General features: G+C 48.5%; 20 protein-coding genes. 10 read left to right on the top strand and 10 right to left on the bottom strand.

Going from position 1 to position 14,568, the window contains the following annotated elements:
• Nucleotides 1-4: 4 nt before the first annotated feature.
• Genes BMX50_RS06215 through BMX50_RS06200 form a run of 4 tightly spaced genes read right to left on the bottom strand, consistent with a single transcriptional unit; the run spans nt 5 to nt 1,845 of the window.
• On the bottom strand, nt 5-544 hold the full coding sequence (locus BMX50_RS06215; protein WP_091209249.1) for a lipocalin family protein: 540 nt from the start codon (nt 542-544) through the stop codon (nt 5-7).
• Entirely contained in the window at nt 545-787 is a 243-nt protein-coding gene (locus tag BMX50_RS06210) for a hypothetical protein (RefSeq protein WP_091209246.1), read from the bottom strand. It abuts the gene before it with no gap.
• A gap of 18 nt (nt 788-805) precedes the next feature.
• The gene (gene ku, locus BMX50_RS06205) at nt 806-1,576 is read right to left on the bottom strand and encodes a non-homologous end joining protein Ku (protein WP_091209243.1); all 771 of its coding nucleotides are present in this window, start codon (nt 1,574-1,576) and stop codon (nt 806-808) included.
• Nucleotides 1,573-1,845: a hypothetical protein gene (locus BMX50_RS06200; protein WP_091209240.1), complete on the bottom strand. Its 273-nt coding sequence runs from the start codon at nt 1,843-1,845 to the stop codon at nt 1,573-1,575. The genes ku and BMX50_RS06200 overlap by 4 nt, the downstream gene beginning before the upstream one ends.
• Nucleotides 1,846-1,956: 111 nt before the next feature.
• On the opposite strand from BMX50_RS06200, the gene BMX50_RS06195 reads away from it, so the two are divergent.
• The 4 genes from BMX50_RS06195 (at nt 1,957) to BMX50_RS06180 (ending at nt 3,255) form a co-directional block, all read left to right on the top strand.
• Nucleotides 1,957-2,148 (top strand): hypothetical protein, encoded by a 192-nt coding sequence (locus tag BMX50_RS06195; protein ID WP_091209237.1) that lies wholly within the window; start codon nt 1,957-1,959, stop codon nt 2,146-2,148.
• A 16-nt stretch (nt 2,149-2,164) separates the two neighbouring features.
• Nucleotides 2,165-2,362 carry a DUF2188 domain-containing protein gene (locus tag BMX50_RS06190; protein ID WP_091209235.1) on the top strand — a complete coding sequence of 66 codons (198 nt, stop codon included), beginning with the start codon at nt 2,165-2,167 and terminating at the stop codon, nt 2,360-2,362.
• Nucleotides 2,363-2,462: 100 nt separating this feature from the next.
• Nucleotides 2,463-2,693, top strand: a complete 231-nt coding sequence (locus BMX50_RS06185) for a hypothetical protein (RefSeq protein ID WP_091209232.1) — start codon at nt 2,463-2,465, stop codon at nt 2,691-2,693.
• Nucleotides 2,686-3,255: a hypothetical protein gene (locus BMX50_RS06180; protein WP_091209230.1), complete on the top strand. Its 570-nt coding sequence runs from the start codon at nt 2,686-2,688 to the stop codon at nt 3,253-3,255. The genes BMX50_RS06185 and BMX50_RS06180 overlap by 8 nt, the downstream gene beginning before the upstream one ends.
• Here the strand turns inward: BMX50_RS06180 and BMX50_RS06175 are convergent, their stop codons facing one another.
• A complete protein-coding gene (locus BMX50_RS06175) occupies nt 3,256-3,849 on the bottom strand; it encodes an alpha-ketoglutarate-dependent dioxygenase AlkB family protein (protein WP_091209227.1) in 594 nt (197 codons plus the stop codon).
• Nucleotides 3,849-4,118 carry a hypothetical protein gene (locus BMX50_RS06170; protein ID WP_091209223.1) on the bottom strand — a complete coding sequence of 90 codons (270 nt, stop codon included), beginning with the start codon at nt 4,116-4,118 and terminating at the stop codon, nt 3,849-3,851. The genes BMX50_RS06175 and BMX50_RS06170 overlap by 1 nt, the downstream gene beginning before the upstream one ends.
• Nucleotides 4,119-4,245: 127 nt before the next feature.
• On the opposite strand from BMX50_RS06170, the gene BMX50_RS06165 reads away from it, so the two are divergent.
• From BMX50_RS06165 to BMX50_RS34860, 5 genes are read left to right on the top strand one after another with little or no spacing between them, the layout of a single operon-like run.
• Entirely contained in the window at nt 4,246-4,560 is a 315-nt protein-coding gene (locus BMX50_RS06165; RefSeq protein WP_143065102.1) for a hypothetical protein, read from the top strand.
• A gap of 10 nt (nt 4,561-4,570) precedes the next feature.
• Complete coding sequence (locus BMX50_RS06160) at nt 4,571-5,302, top strand: ImuA family protein (RefSeq protein WP_091209217.1); 732 nt, start codon at nt 4,571-4,573, stop codon at nt 5,300-5,302.
• Nucleotides 5,295-6,797, top strand: coding sequence for a Y-family DNA polymerase (locus tag BMX50_RS06155; protein ID WP_091209215.1), 1,503 nt, complete (start codon nt 5,295-5,297; stop codon nt 6,795-6,797). The genes BMX50_RS06160 and BMX50_RS06155 overlap by 8 nt, the downstream gene beginning before the upstream one ends.
• A complete protein-coding gene (locus tag BMX50_RS06150) occupies nt 6,794-10,006 on the top strand; it encodes an error-prone DNA polymerase (protein ID WP_091209211.1) in 3,213 nt (1,070 codons plus the stop codon). The genes BMX50_RS06155 and BMX50_RS06150 overlap by 4 nt, the downstream gene beginning before the upstream one ends.
• 26 nt (nt 10,007-10,032) lie before the next feature.
• On the top strand, nt 10,033-10,638 hold the full coding sequence (locus tag BMX50_RS34860) for a cupin domain-containing protein (RefSeq protein ID WP_244280878.1): 606 nt from the start codon (nt 10,033-10,035) through the stop codon (nt 10,636-10,638).
• Between the two features lie 19 nt (nt 10,639-10,657).
• Here the strand turns inward: BMX50_RS34860 and BMX50_RS06140 are convergent, their stop codons facing one another.
• The 4 genes from BMX50_RS06140 to BMX50_RS06130 all read right to left on the bottom strand — a co-directional run bounded on the left by BMX50_RS06140 (nt 10,658) and on the right by BMX50_RS06130 (nt 13,012).
• Entirely contained in the window at nt 10,658-11,566 is a 909-nt protein-coding gene (locus BMX50_RS06140; RefSeq protein ID WP_167667827.1) for an SOS response-associated peptidase, read from the bottom strand.
• Nucleotides 11,567-11,568: 2 nt separating this feature from the next.
• The gene (locus tag BMX50_RS34200; RefSeq protein WP_143065101.1) at nt 11,569-11,817 is read right to left on the bottom strand and encodes a hypothetical protein; all 249 of its coding nucleotides are present in this window, start codon (nt 11,815-11,817) and stop codon (nt 11,569-11,571) included.
• Between the two features lie 94 nt (nt 11,818-11,911).
• On the bottom strand, nt 11,912-12,352 hold the full coding sequence (locus BMX50_RS06135; protein ID WP_091209205.1) for a hypothetical protein: 441 nt from the start codon (nt 12,350-12,352) through the stop codon (nt 11,912-11,914).
• Nucleotides 12,353-12,451: 99 nt separating this feature from the next.
• The gene (locus tag BMX50_RS06130; RefSeq protein ID WP_143065100.1) at nt 12,452-13,012 is read right to left on the bottom strand and encodes a GNAT family N-acetyltransferase; all 561 of its coding nucleotides are present in this window, start codon (nt 13,010-13,012) and stop codon (nt 12,452-12,454) included.
• A 172-nt stretch (nt 13,013-13,184) separates the two neighbouring features.
• Between BMX50_RS06130 and BMX50_RS06125 the strand changes: the two genes are divergently transcribed.
• Nucleotides 13,185-14,423 (top strand): IS110 family RNA-guided transposase, encoded by a 1,239-nt coding sequence (locus tag BMX50_RS06125; protein ID WP_091209198.1) that lies wholly within the window; start codon nt 13,185-13,187, stop codon nt 14,421-14,423.
• The last annotated feature ends 145 nt before the right edge of the window (nt 14,424-14,568 follow it).

The raw sequence follows: 14,568 nt of genomic DNA, 5'->3' as shown, positions 1-14,568 counted from the left end.
AAGTTTAATAATCCATCCATTCCAACTTACTGATATCAAAGCCCAGGCCAATAGCCTTTTGCAAAAACCGTTGTTTCATTTCCTCGGGCATGCTGCTTTCGCGCGACAGCAACCAGAGGTAACCTAGTCCGCTGCCGGAAACTAAGGCATACAGGTAATCATCATCGATATCCAGGACATTATAATCGAGGTAGATCGGCAGGAAATAAGCGACCTCCAATTGGCCACGCGTTTGAGAGCCTTTAAACTTTATGGTGCCCGTGGCTTCTACGGCTTTATTCTTGACAGGATTGAAGGCGCGGGTAACGACTTTGATCGTGCCGTCCTCGTTCAGTGAATATTCTTCCGTCAGGTCACGCAGGTCCTTTTCAATCAGACTAGGCAGGCGGGCCACTTCATTCCATCTACCCAAATATCTCTCCTTGTGAAACGGGTCGACAACGGCGCTGCCGGGAATTTTATTCTTCGGCCAAAGTGCGTAGGCAATGCCGGCTACGCCAGCTACTGCCGCTAAGCCGATTAAAGCTTTACCTTTTTTCATCATTTAATCTTTGATTACGGCATCAGTCGCCACCTTTGCCACTTTTTTAGGAATAATTGTTTTCTTATCGATCACTTCAGCAGCGGTATCGCTAACCCCTTCGCGGAATTTTCGGCTAATTTGCCTGCGATACTGCGCGCCTTTATCGGTTAAAAATAACCAACCCAAGCCAATGCCGGCGGTTATGCCAACCGCGATTCCGACGATCAGGCCGGTATGGTCTTCTTTTTCAAATGGATTTTTCATCGTAGATAGTTTAAATTGTTAAGCCCCTTTTTTTACATTCAGACTGCTCATCAGCTGATCATACAGATCATCACTTTTGGCTGCTTTAGGTTTCAGTTTCTTGATGGTTGGACGTTTACCTTTGGCTTTCTGCTCAATAATATTCATCAGTTCCGTATGGTATTCGTCTTTATATTTAGAAAGATCCAATGGCTCCGCATATTGCTCGATCAGCGCCAGACCCATTTTCAGTTCCTTGTCGCTAACCTTCACATCGTCATCCAGGTTGAGGTCTTCCTGATCCCGGATTTGCTGCTGGAACCGGATGCGGGTAACCACGATATCCTTATCCACCGGGTGTACGATACACAAACTTTCAGTACTGCGAAGGACAAACCGTGCCAGCCCGGCTTTACCGGATTTCTTTAACGCTTCGAGTAATAATGCATAGGCCTTATTTTTCTTCGTAGCGGGTTCGGTGTAATAGGAGGTTTCGTAATACATCGGATTGACCGATGCTACATCCACAAAGCTTTCGATCTCGATCACTTTGCTCTTCTCCGGTGCCGCCGCTTCAAAATCCGCATCTTCAATGATCACGTAATCATCATCGTATTTGTAGCCTTTGACGATCTTATCGTAAGGAACTTCTTTTTTAGTATTCTCGTTTACCCGCTGAAATTTGATATGGGCATGGTCACGGCCATCCAGCATGTCCAGGTCCAGCCGGGTTTCCTGTACCGCGGAAAATAATTTGATGGGGATACTCACCAGGCCGAAGCCGATAGAGCCTGTCCAGATACTTCTCATAGCTTCAATTTTCTTATATTGTCGTTAATTCCATGCGGATGATGCCCTTCGATCTTGTCGGCCAATAGATGGAGGACCTCTTCATCAATGCCTCCGGGATTTTGACAGATATGCAAAAAATCCTGAGCATCTGGTTCAAAGCTGGCCACATAGACGCCTTGCTCGAACACTTTGAATTTGCACTGTTCTTCGTTATGGTGCGGATATTCGCCTACTTCGAAATGATGCACTTCCTTATCCACAGTAATTGTGATCGGGTAATTTTCCATAATAGGACAACTTCCGAACGGTCACAATTGTTTAGGGTAACTTGTTCATTTTAATATATTTAAAAACCGGTTAGCCTTTCTATTTGTTGTCTGATAAAACAATAAAAGATTATGAGCAAGCAGCACGAGACAATACCAAACGAACCCCAGGAAGCACCGGTACAGCCGTTAAGTCCTGAAGTACAGCAACCAACCGATCCGCATACACCCTCGATACCGCCGGAAGCGCCGCCTAATGAACCACAGGAACTTCCGCAGCAGCCAGATCAAAGCGGTTCGGAATTTAATCAAACAGAAGTTTAACGAAAAACTTTCAATTATGCCATGGCCAAAAGGCGATTATCCGCCATCATATAAAAACCAGCCTAAATACCTGCGTGAAAAAGCGGTTGAAATCGCTAACGAGGTATTAAAAACCACCGGTAACGAAGGTGAAGCTATTGCAACCGGTTTGAAACAGGCGCGGATCCATTTTGAACACCATCCGGAAGAAATTCCTTCGGATAAAAAGGGATAAAGACCTTTACGAAATACTGGCTAAGGTGCTATATATATTTGCTTACAACAGCCTCATAATAGCCGAAACCAAAGTTCTGTAAAGATTGTTATCTTGCATTATGGAACCCGACGAAGAACTGCATAGCTTTCAATTTTGCCAGGAGGTCTCCGGCGTTGAGCATGACTACCGGATCACCGAAATGGCCAACCATGTCTTTGGCGTGGAAAAGGACGGTGTAGTCATTGCCGAAGTTACCAATGACACCAACTGGAAGCAACTTTCGGGCGAGCCGCTTGAAAAAGCGCTGCTCCATAAAATCTGTGACCGCATCGAAGATCATTATGCTTAACAATCCGGCACTCCTGCAAATCATCAGAGACGATGGCCAGGGACAGACCATCGATATTTTCCCGGTCTACCGGCAAGAAGGCGACTTGTATGTGGCTACCCATGCCTACCGGATCTATAAGGGTTACCCGGCTGAAGAGGGAGAGGACTTTGAGGAAAGGCTGGAAAAGTATTTGGAATACGTGGAGCTGGAAGGCGAAGCTAATCCAGGCTTTTTGGGTGAACTGCATTTTAACGGATTGACAGCTTTCGAATGGAAATACATCGGCAATCGTCTGAGTGAAGCCGAAATTTTGCAGGTCGTGGATGTCCTTCAGGATAACCAACCCGTTTTTCTTTCCGGGAATGACTCGGAAACCGTACTGTCCTTTACTTTCGACCGTTTTCACGAGCGCAAATATATCCAGTTGATGGCCGATGAGGGCCGTTTCCTGGTGTTTATCAATGGCGGCTTTAGCGCTGAGATCGAACTCATGGAAGACGATTGGGAAATTACCGGAGGGGGTATCGACGATCAAAACCTCTTAGCTGAAATCTTGAGGCGGATCAGGACACACTCCTGATCAATAGGGATGCTTCACCACCCTGAACGTTAAATTAACCCGCGCTTTCATTGGCCTGGCCGATTTGGCAATACGGTGCTCGAATGCCTCCTGTAGCCCGGCTTTCATGAGCAGGAAAGAGCCGTGTTCCAACCGGACGGAATACTGTTCACTGTGATCTGCCTTGTTGCGGATATCGAAACTTCTTACCTGGCCGAAGCTGACCGATGCAATCACCGGGCGTTTGCCTAATACATTCTCCTTATCACTGTGCCAGGCCACCGAATCATTACCGTCGCGATAGTAGTTCAATAAGACGCTGTTGAATTCCACACCTGCCAATGGCTCTACTTTCGCCTTGATCATGAGCAGTTCAGGCGTCCAGGGTATCGGATCTTCTTCCAGGCGGTCGCCATACCACGCCGTCAGGCGCGGCGTCAGGACTTCTTTGTCCCACATTTTTTGCAGCCGTTGCTTCCAGGGCGATTCCCTTATGAATTTTTCCAAAAGGTAATCGCTTTCTTCGTTGCTGAACAGTCCCGGCATATATTCCAGCATTTCTTTTGGCAGGCCCTTACTTTGACCCGCCTCCGGGAAAAAACATAATTGCTCCATCAATCTTCCTTCAGGCTCTTTAATAATTCTTCCATTTCCTTCTCGTGTCCGGTGATCGCGCCGGCCACTTCTTCCGCTTCATAAACATCCAGTTGTTCCCCGTCATAGATCCATTGGCCGGCATCGTCAACCAGGATACGCCCCATTTCTTTTTCATTAATAGGATCGTAGAGTAAATAACCCTCCCCTTTATCGCGCAGGATATACAGCCATTTGCCGGTGCTAATCTTCACCGTTTTAGGCAGGTCGTCGAACAACTTATTTTTCACTAAAACAAATGTGAATAAAAAATTGTAAAAAAGATGAAGAAAATACTAAAAATATTAGCATAACTTTATAGTCCCAAATTTGAAGCGTATGGTCCCGTTTTTTCTCGAACTCGAATTAGACAACATAATGATCACGATCACGGTAGAGCAGCTGCAGAATTTTGCGGATGCGGACGGCTATTGCCGTTATGACATTATTGCCGGTGAGCGGCGTGCGATCGTTTATGTCAATGTGGAATATGAAGATCCGCAGCCCCCGGTGATCCCGCAAGATTTCGAAATTTACTATGAGGCTATACATTATCCGGAACAGGCCCAGGCCTTTATCGACGATGACGATGAACGGTTCAGCAGCAGCGAACTCAACCTGATCGCTGCGGCGATCCGACAATATAACCGGGACGCCGGCATCAGTTTCCCTGAATTCAATTTTGATCTTTAAAGTAACGGATATGACAGCGACAAAAAATGAGATCATTACCAAACTTCGCGCGGACCTCCTTGGCTGGGAAGGCTTCCGCCCCGTGGCGCCGGAAGAGCGGCAATCATTTGGCCTGGGCCCCATTGAAAATGCGTTTCCTAACCAAGTGTTCCCAACCGGCGCGTTGCATGAATTTATCAGTACGCGCCCCGAATTTACGGCGGCCATCGGCGGTTTTATAGCCGGGATCATACAGACCCTGCTGGAAAAAGGAGGTGTTTGTGTTTGGGTCAGCTATACCCGCCGCATTTATCCGCCCGCCTTGAAACGCTTCGGCGTCAACCCCGACCGCATTATTTTTATTGATGTGGCACGGGAGAAAGATGTGCTTTGGGTCACCGAAGAAGCCCTGAAGTGCGGCGGCATCGCCGCGGTCATCTGCGAAACACGTTTGCTGTCCTTTATGGAGTCGCGGCGGCTGCAGCTGGCGATCGAACAAAGTCAGGTCACCGGCTTTATCCTGCGAAAGGATGTCAAGCAATTAAATACAACTGCCTGCACGGCCCGCTGGACGGTGAAGCCTTTGCGCAGTAAACTGCGCCCCGGTATGCCCGGGGTGGGCTACCCGCGCTGGCAGGTGGACTTACTCAAAGTCAAGAACGGACAACCCGGTTCCTGGACCCTGGAATGGAAGAACAGTGCCTTCCAGCATCCGCAAACCGCAGCTATTCAACAACCTGTCAGTGATCGCCGTTATGCCTAAGCGTTTTGTATCCATATGGTTCAAATATTTACTGACCGACCGGGAGGCGATCCGTCTGAAGTCGCTCCGCGAATTGCCGGTGGCGTTTACCGAAGCGGATCACGGGCGCATGCTGGTCATGACGATGAATGCGCTGGCCGAGCAATCCGGCATCAGGCCGGGCATTACGGTCGCGGATGCCCGCGTGATCGCTCCCGGCATCCAGCTGTTCGAACACAAACCCGGCCGTAATATCAAGCTGCTGAAAGGCCTGGCCGAATGGTGCCTGCGTTATACGCCGCTGGTCATGGTCGACCCGCCGGATGGCTTGCTGCTCGACGTCACCGGCTGCACCCACCTGAAAGGCGGCGAGGCCGGTTTTTTAAAGGATCTAACCGGCCGACTTAAAGGCCTGGGTTATACCACCCGGCCCGGTATGGCTGACACCATTGGCTGCGCCTGGGCGGTTGCCCGCTGCGCCGAATCGGGCCTAATCGTGCCGCCCGGCGCTCAGCGCAATGCGCTGATGCCGTTGCCGCCCGCCTCCCTTCGTTTAGGGCTTGACCTGTTGATCAAATTGCGTGAGCTCGGTTTTTACCAGGTCGGCAGCTTTATCCACCTGCCCAAGTCCGTGCTGAAGCGCCGCTTCGGCGGCAATATGGTGCTGCGGTTATACCAGGCGCTCGGGCAGGAAGCCGAGTTCCTGCTGCCGCTCAAGGAGCCCGTACCTTATACAGAACGGCTTGCCCTGCTTGAACCGATCCGCACCCGCGAGGTCATTGAGAACACCGTACACGGGCTGATCGATACCCTATGCAAACGGCTTTATGGCGAAGGGCTCGGTTTGCGCAGCGCTCTTTTGACCTATTGCCGCATCGATGGTAAATCGGGTCACCTAACGATTGGTACCAATCATCCCAGCCAGCGCACCGATCACCTATTTAAGTTGTTCGCGCTGCAATTTGACCAAATAGCGCCGGGCCTCGGCATCGAATTATTTATATTGGACGCAACGAAGACCGAACCCGCCAGCGACAAGCAAAACCTGCTCTGGAACGGCAAACCCGGCGCGGACAGCGAGGAGATAGCTGAACTGCTGGATAACGTGGGCGCACGGGTAGGTAAAGACCATATTCACCGTTACCTGCCGCAGGAGCACCATTGGCCTGAACGTGCCGCGGGTAATACGACGGATCTGGCTAAAAGTCCGGAAAGCGAGTGGCCGGAAGACAAGATCCGCCCGGTACAACTATTGGAACCACCTGAGCCTATCGAGGCGATGGCGCTGACGCCCGATTACGCGCCCCGGCAGTTCGTCTACCGCCATGAGCGACACATCATCGTTCAGGCCGACGGCCCTGAACGGATCAATCACGAATGGTGGATCGAAGACGGCGGTTACCGCGATTATTATGTAGCGGAAGATGAAGAAGGCATGCGCTACTGGCTGTTCGGTACCCCCAACGATTTGCCGGGCCAGACCCGCCGCTGGTTCATTCACGGTTATTTCCCATGAGTTACGCCGAGCTGCAGGTCACGAGCAATTTCAGCTTCCGGCTCGGCGGCAGCCACCCGGAGGAACTCGTCGATCAGGCGGCTGATCTCGGCTACACCGCTATTGCCCTCACCGACCGCAATACTTTCGCCGGTGTGGTGCGCGCTTACGTGGTTGCTAAAGATCGCGGGATTAAGTTTATCCCGGCGGTCAGGCTCGATCTGCTGGACGGCCCGAGCCTGCTGGCTTATCCCACAGACCAGGCTGCTTATTCCCGGCTGTCGGGCCTGCTCACCCTAGGCAACCTGCGCGCTGAAAAAGAGAAATGCTATCTTCACAAGGAAGACGTTTACCAGTACAGCGAAGGCAGTATCTTTGTCATTATTCCTCCGCAAAGCATCACTGCGGATTTCGAGCTACCCAAAAAGTTCAGAAACGAAGTCCGGGAATACCGGCAGCATTTGCCGCAACTTTATCTCGCTGCCAGCCGGACCTTTACCGACGGGGACGCCAAGCGGCTGTTCCTGCTGTCGGAGCTGGATATCCCGATGGTAGCGACCAATGACGTGCATTACCATGACCCAGCCAGGCGTGAGCTGCAGGATGTGCTGACCTGTGTGCGGCACAAGCGCACGATCTTTAATGCCGGCTATCTGCTACACCAGAATGCCGAGCGTTATCTGAAAGAGGCGAAGGAAATGGAGCGCCTGTTTTATCAGTACCCCGAAGCTATCGCCAACACCCAAAAGATCGCTGCCGCCTGTAATTTCGACCTCAAGAGCCTGCAATACGAATATCCCGATGAGCTGGTGCCTGAAGGAATGACGGCCGATGAATACCTCGCCGAACTAACCTTTAACGGGGCACATGAATTCTTTGGCGAGAATCTGGCACCTAAACTGGAAAAACAGCTTCGCTTCGAACTAGATTTTGTCAAGCGTCGCGGCCACGCCAAATATTTCCTGACCGTGCATGACTATGTTGCCTGGGCGCGTTCGCAAAAAATTCTTTGCCAGGGCCGCGGCTCGGCCGCCAACTCGGCCATGTGCTATTGCCTTGGGATAACGCCGGTCAACCCGATGAAATACCGGCTGCTTTTCTCCCGATTTATGTCCGACGACCGCCCCGAGCCACCGGATATTGACGTCGACTTTGAACACGAGCGCCGGGAAGAGGTCATGCAATATGTCTTCAACCGCTTCGGCCGTGACCGCGCGGCGATCCTTCCCACCGTAACCGTGTTGCAAAGCAAGGGTGCGATCCAGGATGTGGGCCGCGCCATGGGCTTACAGGTAGACACGGTAAAGAAATTATCCAAAGCTTTTGAGGAACTGGTGGACGATCATATCGACGGTGAAACGATTATCAAACTGGGGCTCAACCCCAAAGAACGGCACCTGCGCAAAGTTATCCAGCTGACCAGCCAGCTGATCGGCTTCCCCCGCCAGCTCGGCCAGCATACCGGCGGCTTCGTGATCACCCAGGGTAAGCTGAGCGACCTGTGCCCGGTTTTTCATGCGCGGATGATCAACCGGACAAACATCGAATGGAACAAAGATGATATTGATGCGCTGGGGTTTATGAAGGTCGACCTGCTTTCGCTGGGCATGCTGACCGCCATCCGCAAAGCGTTCGACCTGGCTAAAAAACACCATGGGCTCGACCTGACGCTGGCCAATATCCCGCAGGAGGACCCGAAAGTTTTCGAGATGGTTACGGCTGCGGACACCGCCGGTACATTTCAGGTGGAAAGCCGGGCGCAGATGGTGATGGCACCGCAGTTGCGTCCGAAGAATTTTTATGACCTGGCGATCCAGGTTGCGCTGGTGCGGCCCGGCCCGATACAGGGCGATATGGTGCATCCCTATATCAGGCGCAGGCAGGGCCTGGAAGAAGTGACCTACGAATCCGACGAGATCAAAGCGATCCTGGAACGCACGCTCGGCATCCCGCTTTTCCAGGAGCAGGCCATGGAACTGGCCATCGTGGCCGCCGGCTTTACGCCCACCGAAGCAGACCTGTTAAGAAGAAGCATGGCGACCTTCAAGTTCAATGGTCTGGTGACCAAGTTTGAACACAAGCTCATCAATGGGATGACCAGCCGGGGTTATAGTCTGGATTTTGCGCAGCGCATCTTTAAACAGCTCGAAGGCTTCGGCAGTTATGGTTTTCCTGAAAGCCATGCCGTGAGCTTCGCGCACCTGGTCTACGTGTCCTGCTGGATCAAGTGTTATTATCCGGATGTCTTTGCCGCGGCTATCCTGAACAGCCAGCCGATGGGTTTTTATCAGCCGGCTCAACTGGTCAGTGATGCCTACAAACATGGTGTTTCACTTCGCCATGTGGATATCAATCATTCCAGCTGGGATTATACCCTGGAAGAGGCGAAAGGCAAGTTCTGCGCGCTGCGCATTGGCTTCCGCCAGATCAAGGGCCTGCGGGAAGAAGATATCCATTTTCTGACGGCGGCACGGATTATACCCTTTAAGCGGATGGAACAAGTGGCGGAAGCCGGCGTTAGCCAAGTCGGTATTGTGTTACTGGCCAAAGCTGACGCTTTCCGGTCTATCGGCTTGGATCGCCGGGAAGCGCTATGGGAAGCCGAAGCGCTGAAAGACCGGCCTATCGGGCTTTTCGCCGGGCAGGCCTCCAACAGCGCGTTCGAACCGCAACTGCAATTACCTTTCATGCAGTTGTCGGAGCATGTATTACAAGATTATGCAACCACCGGCCTATCCATAAAAGCACATCCGCTGAGCTTCCTGCGACCGCAGTTGGAAAAACTTAAAGCCCTGACGACCACTCAGGTCAAAGCGGTACCGAACGGAACTTATGTCCGCCTGGCCGGGATCATGCTGTTTTGCCAGCGGCCGGGTACCGCCAAGGGCGTATGCTTTATTACGCTGGAAGATGAGAAGGACACCTGTAACCTGGTGGTTTTCAAACAGAATTTTAAGAAGTTTACAAAAGAGATCCTGTATTCCGATGTGCTCTGCGTGGAGGGCCGGGTGCAGCAGGAAGGCGGGAGCACGCACCTGATCGTTACCAGATGTTATGATTATTCGCGGCTGATCGGGCAGCTAACCCAGGATAAGGCTGCCGAAGCCCGTCAGCTCAAAAATTCCAGTGCTGCTAAAAAAGTCGACCCGTATGCCGATGCTTATTTCGAAAATGTATTAAGCGCCGAGGATCTCAAAAAACCGTTTCCAAAAAGCCGGAATTTTAAATAAAGCGGGCTATTAATTACTTTTACCCTATGACGGCAGATGAACAAAAATTACATGATTATTTAGATACTGTAAATGTGCATCAAGGTGACCCGGCCATGCAGGACATGGTAATTAATTCTTTTTACAACCAGTGCGAGATGGATAATGATGACGAGTGGGAGGAAAAGATCGCCTTTGCCAGGCAGCATTTTGACATTTTCTGCGGCTATATCAAAGAGGTTTGGCTGGCAGGAGAAGATGAAGGAGATGCGCTTAACAGCACAGTAGAGAATGATTTTGATATTCCGGGAATCAGTACCGAGAATTTAAAAGTGATTGATCTCTTCAGTGAAGCAGCGACCACACAAGCTTACAAAAATTTGCCGGTCGCTTTAACAAATGATCATGTGGTGCGTTTGGCAGTGATGACCGAACCTTATTTCTGGCACCTGCATCCTGATTCGGATGAGTGTTTTCTAGTTTTAGAAGGCACGTTGATCATTGAGATGGAAAATGACACGGTAGAACTCACCCCCAACCAATTATTCAATATTCCACGCAATGTTATTCACCGCACTCTTCCAAAGGGCGAACGCGTAGTGAACCTGACATTTGAAAGCGGTTATACCACTACGGTCAAAATAGATCGTTAGGCAATTAGTGGAAGGCCGTTTAAAACAAAGTTAAGTTTCCCGGTCGCCCAGCCAATACAGTTTGTTCGTTAATCACTGCCTCCGACGGAGGTTCCGGCTCAAATGCCGGCGCCGGCCAGTGATCAAATTCCAGTTCTTCGCGGTATAAATAAATAGAATTAAGCGGAGCGAGATCCGGAAAATCGCGTGGAGTTGCCTCTAGTGTTTTCCGATAATCGGGGTCGATTGTACAGTATTCCATTAAACGAGAAGGAATCTGGGTCCGGGCAATTTGCTGCAGCCGATCCTCACCGGGTTTCTCCATCAGCCATTCCCAGGCGAGGTCTTCCGTTAAAATTGTCGGCATCCGTAGCTTCGTGTTATGTATCTGTTTCATCAGCTCATTCGCTTTGGTAATACCAATGGCAACTGTATTGACGAACTGGGCTGTCTCAGGGTCCAGCCACTCGTTGTATAGCCCCGGCATGAAAAAGTAATCCTGACCTTTGACCTGTATATTATAGGCGTATTTGATGGTTTCCTTTAACTCCTGACCTTTCTTGCCAATCTTCGGGATATGCCGAGATTCAACAATACCGGTAGAAAGCACGAGGCACCGGCGGTTCTTGGCAGCGTCGGCCCACATAGAGCGTTTGCCATCCTCCTTAATAAACAGGTTCTCTGACTTAAAATTAAGTGTAATGTATTTAGCCCGAAAGATATTAGCCTCCGCACGCGTTTTAATAAATCCGGGCACATAGCCCCATTCCGCCTGCACGATCTCGAAATCTTTACCATTTTCCGTGGGCACTAATATGGCGCAAGGCGCATAATTGAAGCCGTTATGCACTCCAACGTTGAGGAAGTTGTATTTGCTTACTGCCTTTTCAAGCGATTTCAGTTTAATGAATTCCGCTCTTGTTACTTTTTGTCCATTGTAGTAGCACATGGTTATCCTTTTTCCTTTCTTCTTGCACGGATATAATCCGCAATTAGTTTGCCAACTTCTTCGGCTTCTTGCTGCCGGCCTTGCGGCACTGATGTCCACCATTTTTTTCCGCCTGGCTTCTCTGCCACAGTGACAATCAGGGGTTTCCGCTTGTCGCTAAATACTATCCGGAAAACGCGCATATCTTCCAAATGGTGTTCACTGACCTGAGCAGGCAATCCATCATAGTCGATCTCGAACGCTTGTTCCATATCCAGAATAAAATTAATCAATTTTACGATGAACAACAACCAGTAAACTAAGGAAGCGGGTTATTCGGATCGGTTTAAACCGAAGAAAGGCCACTCACATATCGTCAATTATCTTCTGATCGTCATCCGAAAACCGAACATGTTGAGAAAGGTCTTTGACCATATTGCGAGCCTCAATGGCACTTTTGGAATTGCTATTCATCACATCATCATCGCCAAGCCTTGCATTCGGACCATAAATCGCCTGTTTAAGTTCCCGTCGTTTATTCAGCTCGGATAATTTTCCATCCAGCTTTTCTACCATAGAATAATCAGGATCACCTTTTTCAAGCAACTCTCTGAAGTCTTTATATGGTTTCAAATTCACCTTCATTACTTTTTGCATGACTTCACCCCATTGCAGAAATTCCTGAAGCGTAAAATTAGGGTTATTCTTTTTCGCCATGTATTGTACCATAGCCAAATACTGTTCCGGAGAACCATTCCAGTGCCGGCCGATACCCAGCAATTTGGAGATAAATGAAAAAAAGCCCATAGTTTTTCATTTGGTTTATTCAAATTTAGAAAATAACTAAATAATTTTAAACGACGAATGAGCAGTTGAACTTATTATCGTTAAAGCATTTAACACAAATCAAGCTACTTTAACCTGCCCTGCGGAAAATTGATAAATATCCTGGCCTACATCGAATAACTTGCAATAGGTAAAGCCCGAACGAGCGAGTAACTTTTTTGCAGCGATATTTTGGCGATTAATTACTGCTGCTATTTCGCCAACTTGCTGATTCCGCAGCGAGTCCAGAAAATCCGGAAGTAATGAAGACATTAACTTTTTTTGGGAATATTCGGTTTTGATACAAAACTCGATAAAATAAGGATATTGCTGAAGTTGATAATGTTCTTTGGCCAGGCCGGGTGAGATGATATCAATAAACCCGATAATTCGCCCATTACTTTTCGTGCGAATAAAATGCAGATACTTACGTCCGCAATGAAGGCTGATCAATGCGTTTTTTAACCATAAATCAGCGTCATTGACTGAATGGAGCCGTTTAAATGGCAAATACTTTAAAGCCTGGTTATCGGAAAGTAAAGCGTAAACATCTTCCACCATCTCCGACCAACGCTGAAAATCAAGGGCTTCAAAAGATTGGATAGTTAAGGTTTCTTTTTCGAGATGTATCGGCGTTAACATAAAGCTAAGGTATATGATATCGCAGTTTAATAACAACAGCAATCAATAAAATTTGACCACAAAAAAAGCCCCCTCGCACTCGCTGCAAGGGGGCTTTAACCTAAGTATTATGATTTGAAAAACACCCAGGCTCATAAAAATGTATTGCATAGATAACTAACGGAGGATATTTATGAAACAGCAAGTAATTGAAGATGTAAACATTATGCCTCAATTAGATAAAGCCTGTGGTTTGGACATGCACAAAGACAAGATCGTTGGCTTTATTTCCGGTAAAGATGGCAGCAATCAAGAATTTAGGGAATTTGGTACTTACACCTGTGAACTCAAAGAGATCAGAGACTGGCTGCAGGAGAATGATATTCATCATTGTCTGATGGAAAGCACTGGCATTTATTGGATGAGTTTATACGCTATACTTACTGAAGCCAATATTGAAGTCATTGTGGCGAATCCAGTTCATATCAAGCAGATGCCGAAGCGCAAAACTGATCGCAAAGATGCTAAGTGGCTTTGTACGTTGTTATTGCACGGGTTAGTAAGGCCAAGCTTTATGCCAGACAATACACAACGGATTATCAGAGATTATTGCCGGAATCGCTTATTCTACACTTGGCAACTCAACCGAATACGGAACCGCTTGCTTAAGATATTGGAAAGCAATAATATCAAACTTCGTTCTGTCATTAGTTCCATACATACTTTATCGGCAATGGATATGATACGACTATTGGCCAAAGGAGTTACAGATCAGGAACAACTGCTGAATTGCGCCAGAGGTAAAGTAATCAAAAAGAAAGACCAATTAGTTAAAGCTTTGGATGGTACACTTCAAGCCTATCACCAAACCCAACTACAGATGTTATTGGAAGATTATGATCATGTGCAAAAGCAGGTCGACTTTTTAGACAAATCAATTACTGAAATCATCAGTGAGCATTATGCACAAGCTTTTGAATGTCTTGATAGCATCAGTGGTATAGGTATCAAATCAGCAGAAATCATTATCAGCGAGGCTGGAAAAGACATGAGCCGATTTCCAACGGCGGATCACTTTACTGCGTGGTGCGGTATCGCGCCGGGTAATAACGAAAGTGCAGGTAAACGCAAAAACACTGCAATTAAAAAGGGCAACACTTATTTAAGAGTTGCCATTGTTGGCGCGGCATGGGCTGCGGTTCGCATGAAAGATTCTTACTGGCACGCCTTATTTGATAAGCTACGTAAACGTATGAAAGCGCAAAAAGCCATTGTCGCTGTCGCAAGAAGATTACTTAAGGTGGTGTATAAAAGACTGGAAACATTAACTGCATATCAGGAAAAAGGTATTGCTCATTTTGTGGACTTACAGGCAAAATCAGCGTTGTATCATGCCGCAAAACTATCATGTCCGCAAACTGATAATATTTAAACTAACTAAAAGGACGGAAAAGGTAATAGAATAAAGAGTCTGAAACCTAAGCTGCCAGAACTGTAGATAGCACCCAGGCTTGTTCCATGAGAACGCAGAGGAAACTTATTTTTTACAGTATCAGCGTACGGTTAGTAGCGGGAAA

Source organism: Mucilaginibacter gossypiicola, from assembly GCF_900110105.1.
Lineage (GTDB): Bacteria > Bacteroidota > Bacteroidia > Sphingobacteriales > Sphingobacteriaceae > Mucilaginibacter > Mucilaginibacter gossypiicola.
Note: the sequence above shows the minus strand (reverse complement) of the source record. Positions and strands in the feature narration are given on the sequence as shown.

Coding starts and splice junctions, on each gene's coding strand:
- BMX50_RS06140 (WP_167667827.1), bottom strand. CDS start 11,566: ATGTGCTACTACAATGGACAAAAAGTAACAAGAGCGGAATTCATTAAA.
- BMX50_RS06190 (WP_091209235.1), top strand. CDS start 2,165: ATGCCATGGCCAAAAGGCGATTATCCGCCATCATATAAAAACCAGCCT.
- BMX50_RS06125 (WP_091209198.1), top strand. CDS start 13,185: ATGAAACAGCAAGTAATTGAAGATGTAAACATTATGCCTCAATTAGAT.
- ku (WP_091209243.1), bottom strand. CDS start 1,576: ATGAGAAGTATCTGGACAGGCTCTATCGGCTTCGGCCTGGTGAGTATC.
- BMX50_RS06180 (WP_091209230.1), top strand. CDS start 2,686: ATGCTTAACAATCCGGCACTCCTGCAAATCATCAGAGACGATGGCCAG.
- BMX50_RS06175 (WP_091209227.1), bottom strand. CDS start 3,849: ATGGAGCAATTATGTTTTTTCCCGGAGGCGGGTCAAAGTAAGGGCCTG.
- BMX50_RS34860 (WP_244280878.1), top strand. CDS start 10,033: ATGACGGCAGATGAACAAAAATTACATGATTATTTAGATACTGTAAAT.
- BMX50_RS06160 (WP_091209217.1), top strand. CDS start 4,571: ATGACAGCGACAAAAAATGAGATCATTACCAAACTTCGCGCGGACCTC.
- BMX50_RS06130 (WP_143065100.1), bottom strand. CDS start 13,012: ATGTTAACGCCGATACATCTCGAAAAAGAAACCTTAACTATCCAATCT.
- BMX50_RS06195 (WP_091209237.1), top strand. CDS start 1,957: ATGAGCAAGCAGCACGAGACAATACCAAACGAACCCCAGGAAGCACCG.
- BMX50_RS34200 (WP_143065101.1), bottom strand. CDS start 11,817: ATGGAACAAGCGTTCGAGATCGACTATGATGGATTGCCTGCTCAGGTC.
- BMX50_RS06210 (WP_091209246.1), bottom strand. CDS start 787: ATGAAAAATCCATTTGAAAAAGAAGACCATACCGGCCTGATCGTCGGA.
- BMX50_RS06215 (WP_091209249.1), bottom strand. CDS start 544: ATGATGAAAAAAGGTAAAGCTTTAATCGGCTTAGCGGCAGTAGCTGGC.
- BMX50_RS06165 (WP_143065102.1), top strand. CDS start 4,246: ATGATCACGATCACGGTAGAGCAGCTGCAGAATTTTGCGGATGCGGAC.
- BMX50_RS06185 (WP_091209232.1), top strand. CDS start 2,463: ATGGAACCCGACGAAGAACTGCATAGCTTTCAATTTTGCCAGGAGGTC.
- BMX50_RS06150 (WP_091209211.1), top strand. CDS start 6,794: ATGAGTTACGCCGAGCTGCAGGTCACGAGCAATTTCAGCTTCCGGCTC.
- BMX50_RS06155 (WP_091209215.1), top strand. CDS start 5,295: ATGCCTAAGCGTTTTGTATCCATATGGTTCAAATATTTACTGACCGAC.
- BMX50_RS06200 (WP_091209240.1), bottom strand. CDS start 1,845: ATGGAAAATTACCCGATCACAATTACTGTGGATAAGGAAGTGCATCAT.
- BMX50_RS06135 (WP_091209205.1), bottom strand. CDS start 12,352: ATGGGCTTTTTTTCATTTATCTCCAAATTGCTGGGTATCGGCCGGCAC.